Source organism: Nonomuraea sp. JJY05 (assembly GCF_043496855.1).
Taxonomy (GTDB): domain Bacteria; phylum Actinomycetota; class Actinomycetes; order Streptosporangiales; family Streptosporangiaceae; genus Nonomuraea.
Genome location: NZ_JBIEIS010000035.1, coordinates 65,735 through 81,757 on the forward strand (window position 1 = coordinate 65,735; position 16,023 = coordinate 81,757).

Genomic DNA, 16,023 nt, shown 5'->3' on the forward strand with positions numbered 1-16,023 from the left:
CCCTTGATATGAACAGCATGAAGCACAAGAAGCTGAGCACCGAGTACAGCACCGTGGGCAGCCGGGTGTTCGACATGATCAACGTCGCCGTGCTCGTCGGCCTGGCGCTGATCACGGTGCTGCCGCTGCTGTACGTGCTGGCGGGGTCCTTCGCGAGCGAGGCGGAGATCGCCGCGCGGCCGTTCTTCCTGTGGCCGGAGAAGTTCGTCACGGACACGTACAGGTTCATCTTCTCCACCCCCACCTTCGTCCGCGCCCTGCTCACGACCATCGTCGTGACGGCGGTGGGCACGGTGGTGCAACTGGTGCTGACGTTCTCCATGGCGTATCCGCTGGCCAAGCGGTACCTGCCGGGCCGGACGCTGGTGCTCAACCTGGTGATCTTCACGCTGGTCTTCTCCGGCGGCATGATCCCCACCTACCTGGTGGTGCGCGACATGGGGCTGCTGGACAGCTACTGGGCGCTGATCCTGCCGCTGGCGATCAATCCGTTCTATCTGATCATCGTGAAGAGCTTCTTCCAGGAGCTGCCGCAGGCGCTGGAGGAGGCGGCGCGCATCGACGGCTGCAACGAGATGGGCGTCTTCTTCAAGATCGTTCTGCCGCTGTCGAGGCCGATCATCGCGACCTTCGCGCTGTTCTACGCGGTGGCCATCTGGAACGACTACATGTCGCCGCTGCTGTACATCAGCGACCCCAGCAAGTGGACGCTGCAGATCCTGGTGCGCCAGCTGACCAGCGCCGACCAGGCCGACGCGCTGGCGAACATGGACAGGACGTTCGTGCCGCCGGAGCAGGGCCTGAAGTTCGCGGTCGTGGTGATCGCGACGCTGCCGATCCTGTTCTTCTACCCGTTCCTGCAGAAGCACTTCACCAAGGGCGTCCTGATCGGGGGCGTCAAGGAGTGAGCCGCGCCATCCTCCTGGCCGGTGACTCGACGGTCGCCTCGTGCCCGGCCTGGGAGGCGCCCATGTCCGGGTGGGGGGCGCAGCTCGGCGCGTACGCGGGCGAGCCCGTGCGCAACTTCGCCAAGGGCGGCGCCACCACGGCCAGCCACCGGGCCGAGGGGCTGTGGGCGGCGCTGCTGCGCGAGGTCGCGCCCGGAGACGTGGTCGTGATCCAGTTCGGGCACAACGACCAGAAGGATCCGGCGATCCCGTACCAGGACAACCTGCGCGCCTTCGTCGAGGAGGCGCGCGGGGCGGGGGCGTCGGCGGTGCTGTGCACGCCGGTGCAGCGGCGCAGGTTCGACGGCGACCGGCTGGTGCCCACGCACGGCGACTACCCCGACCGGGTGCGGGCGCTGGCCGCCGCCGAGGGCGTGCCGCTGATCGACCTGACCGCCGCCACGACCGAGCTGTACGAGCGGCTCGGCCCCGACGGCTCCAAGGCCCTGTTGACGCACTTCCCGCCGGGGGAGCACCCGCTCCACCCCGACGGGGTGGCCGACGACACCCACTTCAGCTTCCGCGGCGCCGACGAGGTGGCCGCGATCGTCGCGACGCGACTGAAGGAGATCATTCGATGACCGCACTGCGCTGGCTGGACCGACCGGGGGAGCAGGGGGTGACCTGGGGGGTCCCGTGGCCGCGCGGCGCGGTCGAGCGGGACGCGCCGTTCGCGCTGGCCGACCCGGAGGGCCGCGAGGTGCCCGTGCAGAGCTGGGTGAGCGCCACCTGGCCCGACGGCTCGGTCAAGTGGTCGGCCCACGCGATCGGCGCGCGGCCCGCGGCGCTGTCGTACCGGATCGAGGCCGGCCGCGAGCCCGCCGCGGCGGCCACCCCCGTCACCGTCGCCCGCCGGGACGGCGTGCTGAGCGTGAGCACCGGCGTGGTCACCTGGACGATCGAGGAGTCCGGCGGCACGCTGGCCCGCTCGATCTCGCGCGGGAGCCGCGAGATCGCCAGGGACGTGCGCCTGGTCAGCCTCCGCCAGGGCGAGCCCACCCCCGACGAGGGCGGCCCGGTGGCCCGTACGCAGGCCACCGGGCAGGTCGAGACGGTCACGGTCGAGCAGGACGGGCCCGTGCGCGCGGTCGTCCGGCTGGAGGGCCGGCACGGCGACTGGCTGCCGTTCACGGTGCGCCTGTACTTCCACGCGGGCGCCGAGCAGGTGCGGATCATGCACACGTTCGTCTGGGACGGCGACCCCGAGCGCGACTTCCTGGCCGGTCTGGGGCTGCGCGCCGACGTGGTCATGCGGGACGAGCCGCACGACCGGCACGTACGCCTGGCCGGCAGCGGCGGCTTCCTCACCGAGGCCGTGCGCGGGCTGACCGGCCTGCGCCGCGACCCCGGCGAGTCCGTACGGCGGGCGCAGGTCGAAGGGCGCCCGGCCGGGGAGATCGCCCCCGAGGTCGCGGGCCGGTTGCACCTCATCCCCACCTGGAACGACTACACCCTCGACCAGGGCTCGGCCGATGGCTTCACGCTGCGCAAGCGCACGGCCGAGGGCCATTCCTGGGTGACGATCCCCTCCGGCACCCGCTCGGCCGGCTACGGCTACGTCGGCGGCGTGGGCGGCGGCCTCGGCTTCGGGCTGCGCGACTTCTGGCGCCTGCACCCCACCCGCCTCGACGTCAGGAACGCGGCCACCGACCTGGCCACCGTGACCGTCTGGCTGTGGTCGCCCTCCGCGCCCGCCATGGACCTGCGCTTCTACCACGACGGCATGGGCCAGGACACCTTCGCCGAGCAGCTGGAGGGCCTGGAGATCACCTACGAGGACTACGAGCCCGGCTTCGGCGACGCGCACGGCGTGGCGCGCACGCACGAGCTGACCCTGCGCGCCTACGAGACCACGCCGTCCGCGCAGGACCTGTCCCGGCACGCGACCGCGATGAACCAGCCGGGGCTGCTGGCCGTGGCGCCCGAGCGGATGCGCGAGGCGGGCGTCTTCGGCGTCTGGGAGCTGCCCGACCGCTCGACGCCCGCCCACGCCGAGATCGAGGACCGGCTGGACTTCCTGTTCGACCTGTACGTGCGCGAGCGCGAGCAGCGCAGGTGGTACGGGTTCTGGGACTACGGCGACGTGATGCACACCTACGACCCGGACCGCCACACCTGGCGCTACGACGTGGGCGGCTACGCCTGGGACAACTCCGAGCTCTCGCCCGACCTGTGGCTGTGGCTGCAGTATCTGCGCACGGGCCGGCCGGACGTCTTCCGCTTCGCCGAGTCGATGACCCGCCACACCGGCGAGGTCGACGTCTACCACGCCGGCCGCTGGAAGGGCCTGGGCAGCAGGCACAACGTGCAGCACTGGGGGTGCAGCTGCAAGCAGCTGCGCATCTCCAACGCCGCCTACCGCCGCTTCTACTACTACCTGACCGCCGACGAGCGCACGGGCGACCTGATGGACGAGCTGAGCGTCCCCGAGGAGACGTTCACCGTCATCGACCCCCAGCGCAAGGTGCGCGAGGACGTCTACACGCCGGACCCGTCGGCGCTGTCGGTGGGCCTCGGCACCGACTGGGGATCGCTCGCTGCCGCGTGGCTGACCCGGTGGGAGCGCTACGGCGACGAGCGGGCCAGAGACCGGTTGCTGGGCACGATGGCCGACATCGGCGCGCTGCCGAACGGCTTCCTCACCGGCGAGGCCCGGCTGGACCTGGCGACCGGGCGCTTCGACGTCTCCCGGGACAAGATCTCCGTCTCGCACCTGTCGTCGCTGTTCGGGCTGCCGGAGATGTGCGCGGAGCTGATCGCGCTCGACCTGGACGTGCCCGGGTTCGAGCAGGCGTGGCTGCAGTACTGCCGCCTCTACCTCGCGCCGCCCGAGCAGCAGGAGGCGGAGGTGGGGGAGCGGCTGAGCGGGATCTCGCTGATCCAGGCGCACAGCAGGCTCACCGCGTACGCGGCCGCCCGCACGGGCGACGCCGGCCTGGCCGCCTGGGCATGGCGCAAGTTCGCCCTGGACGAGGGGGACCAGCTCAACAGCAACCCGATGCAGCGGGAGAAGGACTGGCGCCTGACTCTGGTGGACGGGCCGGACGTGCTGTCCCCGGTGCGCGAGGCGCCCTTCGTCAGCACCAACGGCGCCGCCCAGTACGGGCTGGCCGCCATCCACAACCTCGCCCTGATCGGAGCGCATCTGAAGGAGTCGTAACCGTATCGTATGGCGTACGGTACGCTGTACGGAACCCCGGAAATGTCGGGACGGCGCTGTACGCTGTCCCGGCTTTCCCCTTATGGCAACAGATCCAGACGATGGAAGGGTTCCGTGGTTTCCAGCCAGGCCAGCGCCGTTCACCGCGACCACACCGCCGCCGACAGTCACGACCTCATCCAGGTCCGCGGCGCGCGTGAGAACAACCTCAAGGGCGTCTCCCTCGACATCCCCAAGCGCCGCCTCACCGTCTTCACCGGGGTGTCCGGCTCCGGCAAGTCGTCGCTCGTCTTCGACACGATCGCCGCGGAGTCGCGACGGCTGATCGACGAGACCTACACCTCGTTCATCCAGTCGTTCATGCCGAGCCTGGCCCGCCCCGACGTGGACGCGCTGCACAACCTGAGCGCGGCCATCATCGTGGACCAGGAGCGCATGGGCGCCAACGCCCGCTCCACCGTGGGCACGGCCACCGACGCGCACACGATGCTGCGGATCATGTTCAGCCGCATCGGCGAGCCCCACGTCGGCGGGGCCGGCGCCTTCAGCTTCAACCTGGCCGAGGGCATGTGCCCCGAGTGCGAGGGGCTGGGCAAGGCGTCCACCATCGACGTCGACGCCCTGGTCGACCGCGAGCTGTCGCTCAACGACGGGGCGATCAAGGTCCCCGGGTTCCCGGTGGACAGCTGGCAGTGGCAGGTCATCGCGGGGTCCGGGCTGTTCGACCCGGCCGTCAAGCTGAAGGACTTCACGCCCGAGCAGTGGGAGGACTTCCTGCACAAGCCCCCCACCAAGCTCAAGTACGGCTCCAACAACTTCACCTACGAGGGCCTGGCCAGCAAGGTCAGGCGGACCCTGCTGGGCAAGGACCGGGAGTCGATGCAGCCCTCGGCGCGGGCGTTCGCCGACCGGGCGCTCAAGCTCACGCTCTGCGAGTCCTGCGGCGGCTCCCGGCTGAACGAGGCCGCCCGATCCGCCCGGATCGCCGGCCGCAACATCGCCGAGTGCGCGGCCATGCAGATCAACGACCTGGCCGACTTCGTCCGCGGCATCGGCAACCCCGCCGTCGGCCCGGTGCTGGACGGGCTGCGCTCGACGCTGGAGTCCCTCGTCGAGATCGGCCTGGGCTACCTGAGCCTCGACCGCGAGTCGTCCACCCTGTCCGGCGGCGAGGCGCAGCGGGTCAAGATGGTGCGCCACCTCAACTCGAGCCTGACCGACGTCACCTACGTCTTCGACGAGCCCACGGCCGGGCTGCACCCGCACGACATCCAGCGCATGAACAACCTGCTGCTGCAGCTGCGCGACAAGGGCAACACGGTGCTCGTCGTCGAGCACAAGCCGGAGACGATCGACATCGCCGACCACGTGGTGGACCTCGGTCCCGGCGCCGGCACGGCGGGCGGGAGCCTGTGCTACGACGGCGACCTGGCCGGGCTGCGCGCCTCCGGCACGCTGACCGGCCGCTACCTCGACCACCGGGTGCGCCTGCGCGACGACGTCCGCAAGCCGGCCGGCCACCTGCCGATCACGGGCGCCACGCTGCACAACCTCAAGGACGTGAGCGTGGAGGTCCCGCTCGGCGTGCTGACCGTGGTCACCGGCGTGGCCGGCTCGGGCAAGAGCTCCCTCATCCACGGATACATCGCCGGGCGCGAGGGCGTGGTGGTGGCCGACCAGTCGCCGATCCGCGGCTCGCGCCGCAGCAACCCGGCCACCTACACGGGGCTGCTCGACCCGATCCGCACCGCGTTCGCCAAGGCCAACGGCGTCAAGCCCGGCCTGTTCAGCGCCAACTCCGAGGGCGCCTGCCCGGCCTGCAAGGGCATCGGCCTGATCTACACCGACCTGGCCATGATGGCCGGCGTGGCGTCGGTGTGCGAGGAGTGCGAGGGCAGGCGCTTCACGCCGCAGGTGCTGACGTACACGCTGCGCGGCAAGAACATCGGCGAGGTGCTCGACATGCCGGTGGCCGAGGCCCGCGACTTCCTGACCGAGCGGCAGGCCCGCACGATCCTCGACCGCCTGGTGGCCGTCGGCCTCGGCTACGTGGGCCTGGGCCAGCCGCTCACCACGCTGTCGGGCGGCGAGCGGCAGCGGCTCAAGCTGGCCATCAACATGGCCAAGAACGGCAACACGTACGTGCTGGACGAGCCCACCACGGGCCTGCACCTGGCGGACGTGGACCAGCTCCTGGCCCTGCTCGACCGCCTGGTGGACGACGGCAACACGGTCATCGTGATCGAGCACCACCAGGCCGTCATGGCGCACGCCGACTGGATCATCGACCTCGGCCCCGGGGCCGGTCACGACGGCGGTCAGGTCGTCTTCTCCGGCACCCCCGGCGAGCTGGTCGCCGACGGCACCTCGCTCACCGCCATCCACCTGCGGGACTACGTGACCAGGTCCTGACCGCTCCCCGCTCCTGGAGCCCGCCGAGGCCGGCTGCGCGGACTCAGACGGCCAGGCGGGCCAGGACGCGGGCGAACTCCGGCGGCGGCGCCACCACGAGCCTGGTCTGCCCCTCCTGGGTGACGATGTCGGCCCTGATGTGCGTCAGCCGCCCCTCGTGCCACCAGTACACCTGCGAGCTCAGCCCGTCCGTGCGCGCCGCGTGCACCCGCAGCCGCTCGATGGCGCGTACGACGCCGATCCCGTCCACCGGGTGCACGAGCAGCGTGTACGGGTCGGGCAGCACCACGAGCACCCCGTCGGAGGGCACGGGGAGGTAGTCGTCCAGCCACCGCAGGTGCGTGGCCGCCGCCGGGGTCATGGCGGTCAGCCGCGTTATCGGCGTGCCGGACAGCAGGATCGTCTCCACCTCCAGCCGCTCCTCGCGGCGGACGTTGGCGACGGCCAGGTCCAGCGCCTTCGCGGCGGCCACGGGCCAGCATCCGGCCTGCTCCGGCCGAACGGGGCGCGAGCCCGCGAAGAGCAGCTCCACCAGGTCGGCGTTGAGGTGGCGGCCCACCACGCGGGTCAGGTCGGGCACCGCGTCCACGGCGTCCACGCGGGTGCGCAGCAGCGGGCGGGCCTGCTTCAGGTCGCACACGTCCAGCCGCTCGCCCGCGGTGGCCACGGCGTGCGCGAGGTGCTCGGAGACCAGCATGGGCCAGTCCTCCCTGGCCCGGCGGCCCGCCTCGCGGCGCAGCCCGGTGAGCCTGACGACCAGCTCCATGTCGCCCTTGAGCGTGACGGAGCCGCCGTCCTTGGCGAACTCGAAGGAGTATCCGAGGGATTCCGCGACGAGCGAGAGCAGCGAGTCCAGGTCGACGTCCTCGACCGGCCGGCGCGAGGGCCGGCGGTCACGCTTGAACAAGCTCACGCGCCGTGTCCCTTTCTGTCGGATTCGTCCCTCCTACCTTGCCTGCCCCTCATCACTGACCATGCCCGCTAGCGAGCACGATTCGGTATCGATAACCCCAAGTCTCCCCAGCCACACGCTCATCTGAGGCGACCCGTGCCCCACCGCGAGCCCCGCCAGGACAGGCACCCCGAGCCTCCCGAGCCGGTCCTCGAGCACCGGGTACGGATCACCGCAGTCGACCCACGAGCCGAGCGCGATCCCGCGCACCCCGTCGAACGTCCCCGCCTGCAGGAGCTGGGTCAGCATGCGGTCGATCCGGTACGGCTCCTCCCCGATGTCCTCCAGGAAGGCGAGCCTGCCCGCGAACGACGGCTGCCACCGGGTCCCGCACATCGAGGCCAGCAGCGACAGGTTGCCCCCGGCCAGCACGCCCTCGGCCCGCCCGGGCACCAGCGCCCGCTCGCCCCGCACGGTCTGCGGCGTCCCGAACAGCGCCGCCCGCAGGCTCTCCCACGTGCGCGGCTCGGGCCCGTCCTCGCCGGCCAGCAGGTCGCAGGCCGCCATCGGCCCGTGCAGCGTGGGCACGCCCAGCTCGATGGCGAACGCGTTGTGCAGCGCCGTGATGTCGCTCGACCCCAGCAGGACCTTGGGGCCGGCCGCCCGCATGGCGTCCCAGTCGAGCAGGTCGAGGAGCCGGCCTGCGCCGTACCCGCCCCGGCAGCAGAACACCGCGGAGACGGCCGGGTCACACCAGGCGGACTGCAGGTCGGCGGCCCGGGCGGCGTCGTCGCCGGCGAGGTAGTCGAGCGGCTGTCGGTCGAGCGCGTGCGCGCCCACCAGCACCTTCAGCCCGAGGCCCTCCAGTCGTTCCACGCCGCGCCCGAGCAGCACCGCGTTGGGCGGCCCCGACGGCGAGACGACCGCGACGGTGTCACCAGGTCGCATGGATCAACTCCTCGTTTGGCTCGTACACGTGGCAAACGGTGTCACACTTACCTCTCGTATGCGACTTCCGCCCCACATACTCGTGGTCAACGGCATCAAGGTCCGCCGGCCGGTCTTCCTGATCGGAGCGCCGCATTCCGGTACGGACCTGCTGGCCCGCGCCCTGAAACGATCCCCCGGCTTCCATGTGACCATGGGCCGCGCGAGTGTGGCGCACGTGGTGTACGCCTTCGCCCGCAAGCCGTCCATCGGCCAGACCTCCGGCGCCGTGCGCGTCATGCGCGACGCGCTCGCCGAGTCGTGGCAGGTGCTGCCCCGATCGTGCGGCCAGTGCGCCGAGTCGTGCCGCGAGGCGGGCGGCGTCACAGGCACCGGTCCCTGTGTCTCGGCCGGCGACATCACCAGGTTCGGCGACGGCAGCCCCGACCTGCTCTACAGCGCCCCCGTGCTGCTCCAGGCCTTCCCCGACGCGCGGTTCGTGCAGCTCATCCGCGACGGCAGGGACGTGGTGGCCGGCATGCTCGACGACCCCGCGTGCCTGGCCTGGTTCAAGCCGGTCATGCTGACGGAGCAGACCGAGTTCCCCAACCCGTTCCTCGGCGTCAACAAGGACGAGCACCTGGAGCGCTGGAAGGGCATGCCGGCGGCGGGCAAGAGCGCCCTGCGCTGGCGCAGCGCCGTGCGCATGAGCGCCGAGCTGCGCAGGACGCTGCCCGAGGAGCAGCTCCTGACGCTGCGCTACGAGGACCTGGTGCTCAAGCCCGCGCCGTCGGTCGCCACGCTCGCGGAGTTCCTGGAGACGCGGGTGTCCAAGGTCGTCCTGTACGACACCGGTGTCCCCAGGGTCGGCGCCTGGCGCGCCAAGCTCAGGGGACCCGATCTGGAGCTGGTGGAGAAGGTGGCCAGGGAGGAGCTCAAGCGCCTGGGCTACCTGAAGAGGTGAACTGGGTGCGGTAGAGCTCGGCGTAGAGCCCGCCGCGCTCCAGCAGCTCCTCGTGGCGGCCCCGCTCGGCGATGCGGCCCTCGTGGATCACCAGGATCTCGTCGGCCTCCCTGATCGTCGAGAGCCGGTGCGCGATCACCAGCGAGGTGCGGCCCTGCAGCGCGGTCTTCAGCGCCACCTGCACGGCCGCCTCGGACTCCGAGTCGAGGTGGGCGGTGGCCTCGTCGAGCACGACCACGCGCGGCGCCTTGAGCAGCAGCCGGGCCAGCGCGAGGCGCTGCTTCTCGCCGCCCGACAGCCGGTAGCCGCGGTCGCCCACGACCGTGTCGAGCTGCTCGGGCAGGCCCTCCACGAGATCGCCGATCTGCGCGGCCCTGAGAGCCTCCCAGATCTCCTCGTCGCTCGCCTCCGGCCTGGCATAGCGGAGGTTGGCCCCGATCGTGTCATGGAAGAGATGAGCGTCCTGCATGACCACTCCGACGGTGTCGCGCAGGGAGTCGAGGGTGGCCTCGCGCACGTCGAGCCCGTTGATGCGGACCGCGCCCTCGTTGACGTCGTACAGGCGGGACACCAGTGACGTGATGGTCGTCTTGCCCGCGCCCGAGTGGCCGACCAGGGCGACCAGCCGGCCCGGCGCGGCCGTGAACGAGATGCCCTTGAGCACGGGGTACGACGGGCCGCTGTCCTGCCGGGCGACCGACTCCAGCGAGGCCAGCGAGACCTCCTCGGCGGCCGGGTAGCGGAAGCGCACGTCGTCGAACTCGATCGTGACCGGCCCGCCGGGGATCGGCTCGGCGCCGGGCCGCTCGGCCACCATGGGCTTGAGGTCGAGGATCTCGAAGACGCGGTCGAAGCTCACGAGCGCGGTCATCACGTCGACGTGCACGTTCGACAGGGACGTGAGAGGGCCGTACAGGCGCATCAGGAGGGCGGCCAGGGCCACCAGCGTGCCCAGCTCGAAGACGCCGGAGACGGACAGTACGCCGCCGATGCCGTACACCAGGGCGGTGGCCAGCGCGGCGACGAGCCCGAGCGCGACCCTGAAGACGGTGCCGTACATGCCGACCGTCACGCCCACGTCGCGCACCCGGGCCGCCCTGCGGCCGAACACCTCCGCGTCGTCCTCCGGACGGCCGTAGAGCTTGGCCACCATGGCGCCCGCCACGTTGAACCGCTCGGTCGTCACGGAGCTCATCTCGGCGTCGAGCTGCATCTGCTCGCGGGTCAGCGCCGACATGCGCCGCCCGACGAACTTGGCGGGCACGATGAAGATCGGCAGCAGCACCATCGCGACCAGCGTCACCTGCCACGACAGCGCCAGCATGGCGCCCAGCACCAGGACCAGGCTGACCACGTTGGAGACCACCGACGACAGCGTGCTCGTCAGCGCCCGCTGCGCGCCGATCACGTCGGTGTTGAGCCGGCTGACCAGCGCGCCGGTCTGGGCCCGCATGAAGAACGCCACCGGCATGCGCTGCACGTGGTCGAACACCTCGGTGCGCAGGTCGTAGATCAGCCCTTCGCCGATGCGCGCCGAGAACCACCGCTGCACCAGCGTCAGCCCGGCGTCCACCAGCGCCAGCGCGCCGATCGTCACCGCCAGCCCGACCACGACGCCCGGCCGCCTGGCCAGGATGCCGTCGTCGATGATCGCCTTCATCAGCAGCGGGTTGGCGATCACGATGACCGCGCCCGCCACGACCAGCAGCAGGAACGCGGCAATGTGCGTCCTGTACGGCTTGGCGTAGCGCGCGATGCGCCGCACGGTGCCGGGCCTCAGCCGCTGCTTGGTCACCGAGCCGTCGCGCCGCAGGGACGCCATCACATTGGGGCCGAAGCCCCCTCCCATCATCGCCATGCGGGGGATCCCTCCTCCTTCACGGGAGAGAGCACCGCCGGCGCGCCCGGCGATTCCCCCGTCCGCTCACCGCGAAACCCGACCGGCGCCGCCCCCTCCCCAACCTACTGCCCACCCCGCGCCCCGAGGCGGCGACGGCTCGCACCCCGCCAGGTCCGCCGCCCGGGGCCGCGACCGGCGAGCGTCCCGCCTCGCGCCTTTCTCCCCGAAGGACGGATGCGACAGCGGTGGCGGGCGGCCGTCCGAGACGCGCTCACGACGGCCCCGCGCCCGGCTGCGCGCCACGCCCCGCGCCCGGAGTCGTCCCTCGCGCGGAAGGCCCGCAGCCCTGCCCTTCGCCCATGAGCCCGAGCGCGCGGCGGTGGGGGGCGGCCGTCCGAGGCGAGTCGTAACCCCCGAAGGCGGTGGGTGGTCGGTCGGAGGGGTCAGGAGAAGAGGGCCCTGATGCGGGCCGCCTGCTCGAGCCGCTCGGCCGCACACTGCTCCTCCAGGGAGCGGCCCTGCGCCCCCTGGAGGAGTCGCTTCGTCGCGATCGCCGCGTCCCGGTTGACGGCCAGCAGCTCCGCGACCTTGTCTCGTACGGCTTGATCCAGGTCGCCCCGAGCGACCACTTTCTCCGCGAGGCCGATGCGCATGGCCTCGTCCGCGTGCACGGTCCTGGCGCTCAGGCAGAGGTCGATCGCCTTGGCCAGGCCCACCAGCTCGACCAGGGGCTTGGTCCCCGTCAGGTCGGGCACCAGACCCAGTGCGGGCTCTTTCATGCAGAAGGAAACATCATCGGCCACGATCCGCAGGTCACAGGAGAGCGCGAGCTGGAACCCCGCACCGATCGCGTGCCCCTGCACTGCGGCGATGGAAACGATCTCCGGGCGGCGCAGCCACAGGAACCCCGCCTGTGCGTGGCTTATGCGCTGCTCGAAGCTTGCGTCGTCGCTCTTGGCCGCCGAGCTGAACGAGCCCTGTCCGGGCACCCCCTCAGATGTGAACATTCGCAGGTCGATCCCTGCCGAGAAGGACGGTCCCTCACCTTTCACGACGACTACGCGCACCTGCTCGGGCAGGCTCTCGCCGATCCGAGCCAGCGCCGACCATGTCGCGAACGTCTGCGCGTTCCGCTTTTCCGGCCGGTCCAGCGTGATCGTCGCTATCTCACCGTCCACCTCGAAGCGAACTCCGCCCTCCGCCGCAACGGAGACCTCGTCCGCATTCCCCCCGCGCTGTCGCGCCTGCGCTTCCGCCATCGCCCGCTCCCTCCAGTCCTGGTCGCGCAAGGAGTGCGCGCCCAGTGTGCTGACCGTCGCGCCCGAGCTTACAGAATATGATTCTGGCCCGGGCGCGACGGTATGGCTGACTAGGGACGGGCGGCTGCGGTCGCACGTTCCGAGGCGGCCGTCAGCGCTTGGACTTGCCTCGGGTCGCCCCGCCGCGCCCGCGCAGAGTCACGCCGGACTCGCTCAGGATGCGGTGGATGAACCCGTAAGACCGACCGGTCGAAGCGGCCAGGGCGCGGATGCTCTCGCCCGCGGCGTAGCGCTTCTTGAGATCGCCGGCCAGTTTTTCCCGGTCGGCCCCGGTGACCCGGGTGCCCTTCTTCAGTGTCTCGGCCACGAGTACCTCCTGTAGTGCCGGACTTCCGCAGCGTTACTCCGCCATGATCAGTCATTTCAGCGGGATCGGCTACCTACTCCACGGGAAAAGATCCGTACCCACTCAAATTAAGATCAGGCAAGTGCCACAAGATCGGAAAATTCGTCGCTCCATGCGTCTTCAGTTCCGTCCGGTAGCAAGATCACCCTATCCGGTGACAGGGCGTCAACGGCACCCTCGTCATGTGTGACTAGGACGATTGCTCCTGAATAGGACCTCAGAGCATTGAGAACCTGCTCGCGGCTGACCGGATCGAGGTTGTTCGTGGGCTCGTCGAGAAGGAGGACATTGGCGCTCGACAGCACCAGGATCGCCAGCGCCAGCCGGGTCTTCTCGCCGCCGGACAGCACCCCGGCGGGCTTGTCGACGTCGTCGCCCGTGAACAGGAACGAGCCGAGCACCTTTCGCAACTCGGTGTCGGTGAACTGGCCCCCGGCCGACCGCATGTTCTCCAGCAGGGTGCGGCCGGCGTCGAGGGTCTCGTGCTCCTGGGCGTAGTAGCCGATCTTGAGGCCGTGGCCGGGCCGGATCGCGCCCGTGTCGGGAACCTCGATGCCGCCGAGCAGGCGCAGCAGCGTGGTCTTGCCGGCGCCGTTCAGGCCGAGGATGACGACCCTGTGACCTCGGTCGATGGCCACGCTGACGTCGGTGAAGACCTCCAGCGAGCCGTACGACTTGGACAGCCCCTCGGCCGTGAGCGGGGTGCGCCCGCACGGCTGCGGCTCGGGGAAGCGCAACCGCGCCACTTTGTCGCTTTTACGCTCTTCCTCGGTGCCCGACAGCAACCGGTGCGCACGCCGCATCATGTCCTGCGCGGCCTTGGCCTTGGTGGCCTTGGCGCGCATCTTGTCGGCCTGCGCGAGCAGCGCACCTGCTTGTTTCTCGGCGTTGGCGCGCTCGCGCTTCCTGCGCTTCTCGTCGGTCTCGCGCTGGGCGAGGTACGCCTTCCAGCCGACGTTGTAGTGATCGATCACCGAGCGGTTGGCGTCCAGGTGCAGGACCTTGTTGACCGTCGCTTCAAGAAGACCGACGTCGTGGCTGATGATCACCAAGCCGCCTTGATGCGAACGCAAAAAATCACGAAGCCACCCGATTGAGTCGGCATCTAGGTGGTTTGTCGGCTCGTCGAGAAGGAGAGTTTCCGCTCCGCTGAAAAGAATTCGTGCCAATTCCACGCGTCTGCGCTGACCGCCGGAAAGCGTTTGCAACGGCTGCGACAGCACGCGATCGGGCAGCCCGAGGCTGGAGGCGATGGACGCGGCCTCCGACTCGGCCGCGTATCCGCCCAGCACGTGCATCTGGTCCTCGAGCCTGCCGTACTTCCTGACGGCCTTCTCGCGGGTGCGGTCGTCGGCGGAGGACATGCCGAGCTCGGCCTCGCGCAGCTTGCGCAGGACCTCGTCGAGACCCCGCGCCGACAGGATGCGGTCGCGGGCGAGCACCTCCAGGTCGCCGGTGCGCGGGTCCTGGGGGAGGTAGCCGACGCTGCCGCTGGTGGTGACGGTGCCGGCGGCGGGCAGGCCCTCGCCCGCCAGCACCTTGGTGAGGGTCGTCTTGCCCGCGCCGTTGCGCCCGACGAGCCCGATCTTGTCGCCCGGGTTGACCCGGAACGTAGCTTTTTCAATAAGCAGCCGCGCGCCCGCGCGCAGCTCTATGTCACTGGCGATGATCATGTTGGCGGAACACTCCCGAGGTAGGAAACGGAGGATTGGGCGTGCGACGCCAGATCAATCGGGAGTATGCATACGGATCAGTGTAGGCTGTTCGGACCCACGTGTCGGCAGCTTGGCCCCGTCGTGGGCCTGGGCGCCTGAACGGGTGGAGCTCGACGGGCAGATCACCGAGGACGGCCAGGCCGTCGTGACGCACGACAGGCGGATCAGCGACAGGAAGTGCCGCGACCGCGACTTCCTGCAGACCGGGCAGCCGGGCGCCTCGCCCTGGCCGGGCGGCGTCATCACGGCCCGCCCGGACCCCCGTGGAGCGCCGCCGGGGGCCCGGGTGGAATCTCAGGCCGACAGCGGGTTGACGTGCCGGTGGTGCACCCCGATGACGGGGATCTCGTGCAAGCTGCCGGAGTACAGGAACTGCGTCATGCCGATGAGCAGCCGCCGCACGTCGTCCTGGGGCCGCACGACCAGGCGGATGAACTGGCTCGTCGTGCCCAGCTTGTTGCCGCACTCGCGCACGTACACGCCGTGCTCGGAGAGCAGGTGGTCGCGCAGGCCCACCCCGTCGTAGCCGGGCGGCAGCTTGATCAGCAGGAAGTTGCCCTGCGAGGCGAACACCGACAGCCCCGGCATGGTGCTGAGCTGCTGGAACATGGCCCGCCTGTCCTGGCCCACCAGCCTGAGGCTGTTGTGGTACTCGCCCATGAACTGCCGCATCATGAACACGATGACCTCGGCGAACGAGTTGAGGTTCCACTTGGGCAGCGCGTCGCGCACCCGCCCGGCCAGCGCCGGATTGGCGACCATGTAGCCGAACCGGATGCCGTGCAGGCCGAAGTTCTTGCCCAGGCTGCGCAGCACGATCACGTTCGGCCGGACCGCCGCCTCCGTCGCCAGCCCCGCGTCCGGCTCGCAGTCCACGAAGTCGCCGAACGACTCGTCGACGATCACCAGGTCGAGGTCGATGAGCTCGTCGAGCAGCTGCAGGACGTCGTGCTTGGGCAGGTAGCCGCCGTCGGGGTTGTTCGGGTTGCAGATCACCGCCACCCGGGAGCCGCGCATGCGGATGAACGAGACGTAGTCATGCACGTCGAGGGCGAAGTTGCGGCTCTCCAGCAGCGGGTACATGTCCACCCGCTTGCCGGTCTCCAGCGGCTGGTCGGTCCAGCGCCCGAAGGTCGGGATGGGCACCGCGAGGCTCTCGCGCACCAGCAGGTGGTCGATCCAGGTGATCAGCTCGGTCGACCCGTTGCCCATGGCGACCGTCTTCGGGTGGAGCCCGAGGGTGGCGCAGAGCTCGGCGGTGATCGTGCCCGCGTCGCTCGGATAGAACTTGAGAATCGTCTCCAGGTTTCTCCCGAGATGCTCGAAGATCTCCGGGGTCGGGAAATATGGATTGCACGGGATGCAGAAGTCAACCGGCGCGCGCTCTCCTGACGAGGCACGCATCAACGAGAAGTACGACGGGCTGTGAGCCTGTGCCCGCAAGAGGCTGAGCTCCACGACACCTCCATGGACATGTCCGATGTGTGTAGGTACGCGTGGG

12 protein-coding genes are annotated in these 16,023 nt (G+C 70.3%); 5 read left to right on the forward strand and 7 right to left on the reverse strand.

What is annotated here, in order from left to right; translation table 11 throughout:
- Positions 1-8 precede the first annotated feature (8 nt).
- The 4 genes from ACFKCF_RS42110 to ACFKCF_RS42125 all read left to right on the forward strand — a co-directional run bounded on the left by ACFKCF_RS42110 (position 9) and on the right by ACFKCF_RS42125 (position 6,519).
- Positions 9-908 carry a carbohydrate ABC transporter permease gene (locus tag ACFKCF_RS42110; protein WP_394500950.1) on the forward strand — a complete coding sequence of 300 codons (900 nt, stop codon included), beginning with the start codon at positions 9-11 and terminating at the stop codon, positions 906-908.
- On the forward strand, positions 905-1,528 hold the full coding sequence (locus ACFKCF_RS42115) for a rhamnogalacturonan acetylesterase (RefSeq protein WP_394500951.1): 624 nt from the start codon (positions 905-907) through the stop codon (positions 1,526-1,528). The genes ACFKCF_RS42110 and ACFKCF_RS42115 overlap by 4 nt, the downstream gene beginning before the upstream one ends.
- Complete coding sequence (locus tag ACFKCF_RS42120; protein ID WP_394500952.1) at positions 1,525-4,107, forward strand: Tat pathway signal sequence domain protein; 2,583 nt, start codon at positions 1,525-1,527, stop codon at positions 4,105-4,107. Before ACFKCF_RS42115 ends, ACFKCF_RS42120 begins: the two co-directional genes overlap by 4 nt.
- A gap of 114 nt (positions 4,108-4,221) precedes the next feature.
- The gene (locus ACFKCF_RS42125; RefSeq protein WP_394500953.1) at positions 4,222-6,519 is read left to right on the forward strand and encodes an ATP-binding cassette domain-containing protein; all 2,298 of its coding nucleotides are present in this window, start codon (positions 4,222-4,224) and stop codon (positions 6,517-6,519) included.
- Positions 6,520-6,562: 43 nt separating this feature from the next.
- Here the strand turns inward: ACFKCF_RS42125 and ACFKCF_RS42130 are convergent, their stop codons facing one another.
- Both ACFKCF_RS42130 and ACFKCF_RS42135 read right to left on the reverse strand, forming a co-directional pair.
- On the reverse strand, positions 6,563-7,432 hold the full coding sequence (locus tag ACFKCF_RS42130) for a hypothetical protein (protein ID WP_394500954.1): 870 nt from the start codon (positions 7,430-7,432) through the stop codon (positions 6,563-6,565).
- Positions 7,433-7,465: 33 nt separating this feature from the next.
- Positions 7,466-8,359, reverse strand: a complete 894-nt coding sequence (locus tag ACFKCF_RS42135) for an LD-carboxypeptidase (protein ID WP_394500955.1) — start codon at positions 8,357-8,359, stop codon at positions 7,466-7,468.
- A 58-nt stretch (positions 8,360-8,417) separates the two neighbouring features.
- Here ACFKCF_RS42135 and ACFKCF_RS42140 point away from each other — a divergent pair, with 58 nt between their 5' ends.
- Complete coding sequence (locus tag ACFKCF_RS42140; protein ID WP_394500956.1) at positions 8,418-9,302, forward strand: sulfotransferase family protein; 885 nt, start codon at positions 8,418-8,420, stop codon at positions 9,300-9,302.
- Here the strand turns inward: ACFKCF_RS42140 and ACFKCF_RS42145 are convergent.
- From ACFKCF_RS42145 to ACFKCF_RS42165, 5 genes are all read right to left on the reverse strand, one after another.
- Positions 9,274-11,160 (reverse strand): ABC transporter ATP-binding protein, encoded by a 1,887-nt coding sequence (locus ACFKCF_RS42145; RefSeq protein ID WP_394500957.1) that lies wholly within the window; start codon positions 11,158-11,160, stop codon positions 9,274-9,276. The genes ACFKCF_RS42140 and ACFKCF_RS42145 overlap by 29 nt on opposite strands.
- Positions 11,161-11,585: 425 nt before the next feature.
- Positions 11,586-12,401, reverse strand: coding sequence for an enoyl-CoA hydratase/isomerase family protein (locus ACFKCF_RS42150; protein ID WP_394500958.1), 816 nt, complete (start codon positions 12,399-12,401; stop codon positions 11,586-11,588).
- A gap of 151 nt (positions 12,402-12,552) precedes the next feature.
- Positions 12,553-12,768 (reverse strand): helix-turn-helix domain-containing protein, encoded by a 216-nt coding sequence (locus ACFKCF_RS42155; RefSeq protein ID WP_020547488.1) that lies wholly within the window; start codon positions 12,766-12,768, stop codon positions 12,553-12,555.
- Between the two features lie 113 nt (positions 12,769-12,881).
- A complete protein-coding gene (locus tag ACFKCF_RS42160; protein WP_394500959.1) occupies positions 12,882-14,480 on the reverse strand; it encodes an ABC-F family ATP-binding cassette domain-containing protein in 1,599 nt (532 codons plus the stop codon).
- Between the two features lie 336 nt (positions 14,481-14,816).
- Positions 14,817-15,980 carry a pyridoxal phosphate-dependent aminotransferase gene (locus ACFKCF_RS42165; RefSeq protein WP_394500960.1) on the reverse strand — a complete coding sequence of 388 codons (1,164 nt, stop codon included), beginning with the start codon at positions 15,978-15,980 and terminating at the stop codon, positions 14,817-14,819.
- Positions 15,981-16,023: the final 43 nt, after the last annotated feature.

Bases quoted from the DNA above. Each gene is read 5' to 3' on its own strand.
- ACFKCF_RS42150 (WP_394500958.1), bottom strand. From the start codon at position 12,401: ATGGCGGAAGCGCAGGCGCGACAGCGCGGGGGGAATGCGGACGAGGTC.
- ACFKCF_RS42110 (WP_394500950.1), top strand. From the start codon at position 9: ATGAACAGCATGAAGCACAAGAAGCTGAGCACCGAGTACAGCACCGTG.
- ACFKCF_RS42140 (WP_394500956.1), top strand. From the start codon at position 8,418: ATGCGACTTCCGCCCCACATACTCGTGGTCAACGGCATCAAGGTCCGC.
- ACFKCF_RS42120 (WP_394500952.1), top strand. From the start codon at position 1,525: ATGACCGCACTGCGCTGGCTGGACCGACCGGGGGAGCAGGGGGTGACC.
- ACFKCF_RS42145 (WP_394500957.1), bottom strand. From the start codon at position 11,160: ATGGCGATGATGGGAGGGGGCTTCGGCCCCAATGTGATGGCGTCCCTG.
- ACFKCF_RS42135 (WP_394500955.1), bottom strand. From the start codon at position 8,359: ATGCGACCTGGTGACACCGTCGCGGTCGTCTCGCCGTCGGGGCCGCCC.
- ACFKCF_RS42160 (WP_394500959.1), bottom strand. From the start codon at position 14,480: ATGATCATCGCCAGTGACATAGAGCTGCGCGCGGGCGCGCGGCTGCTT.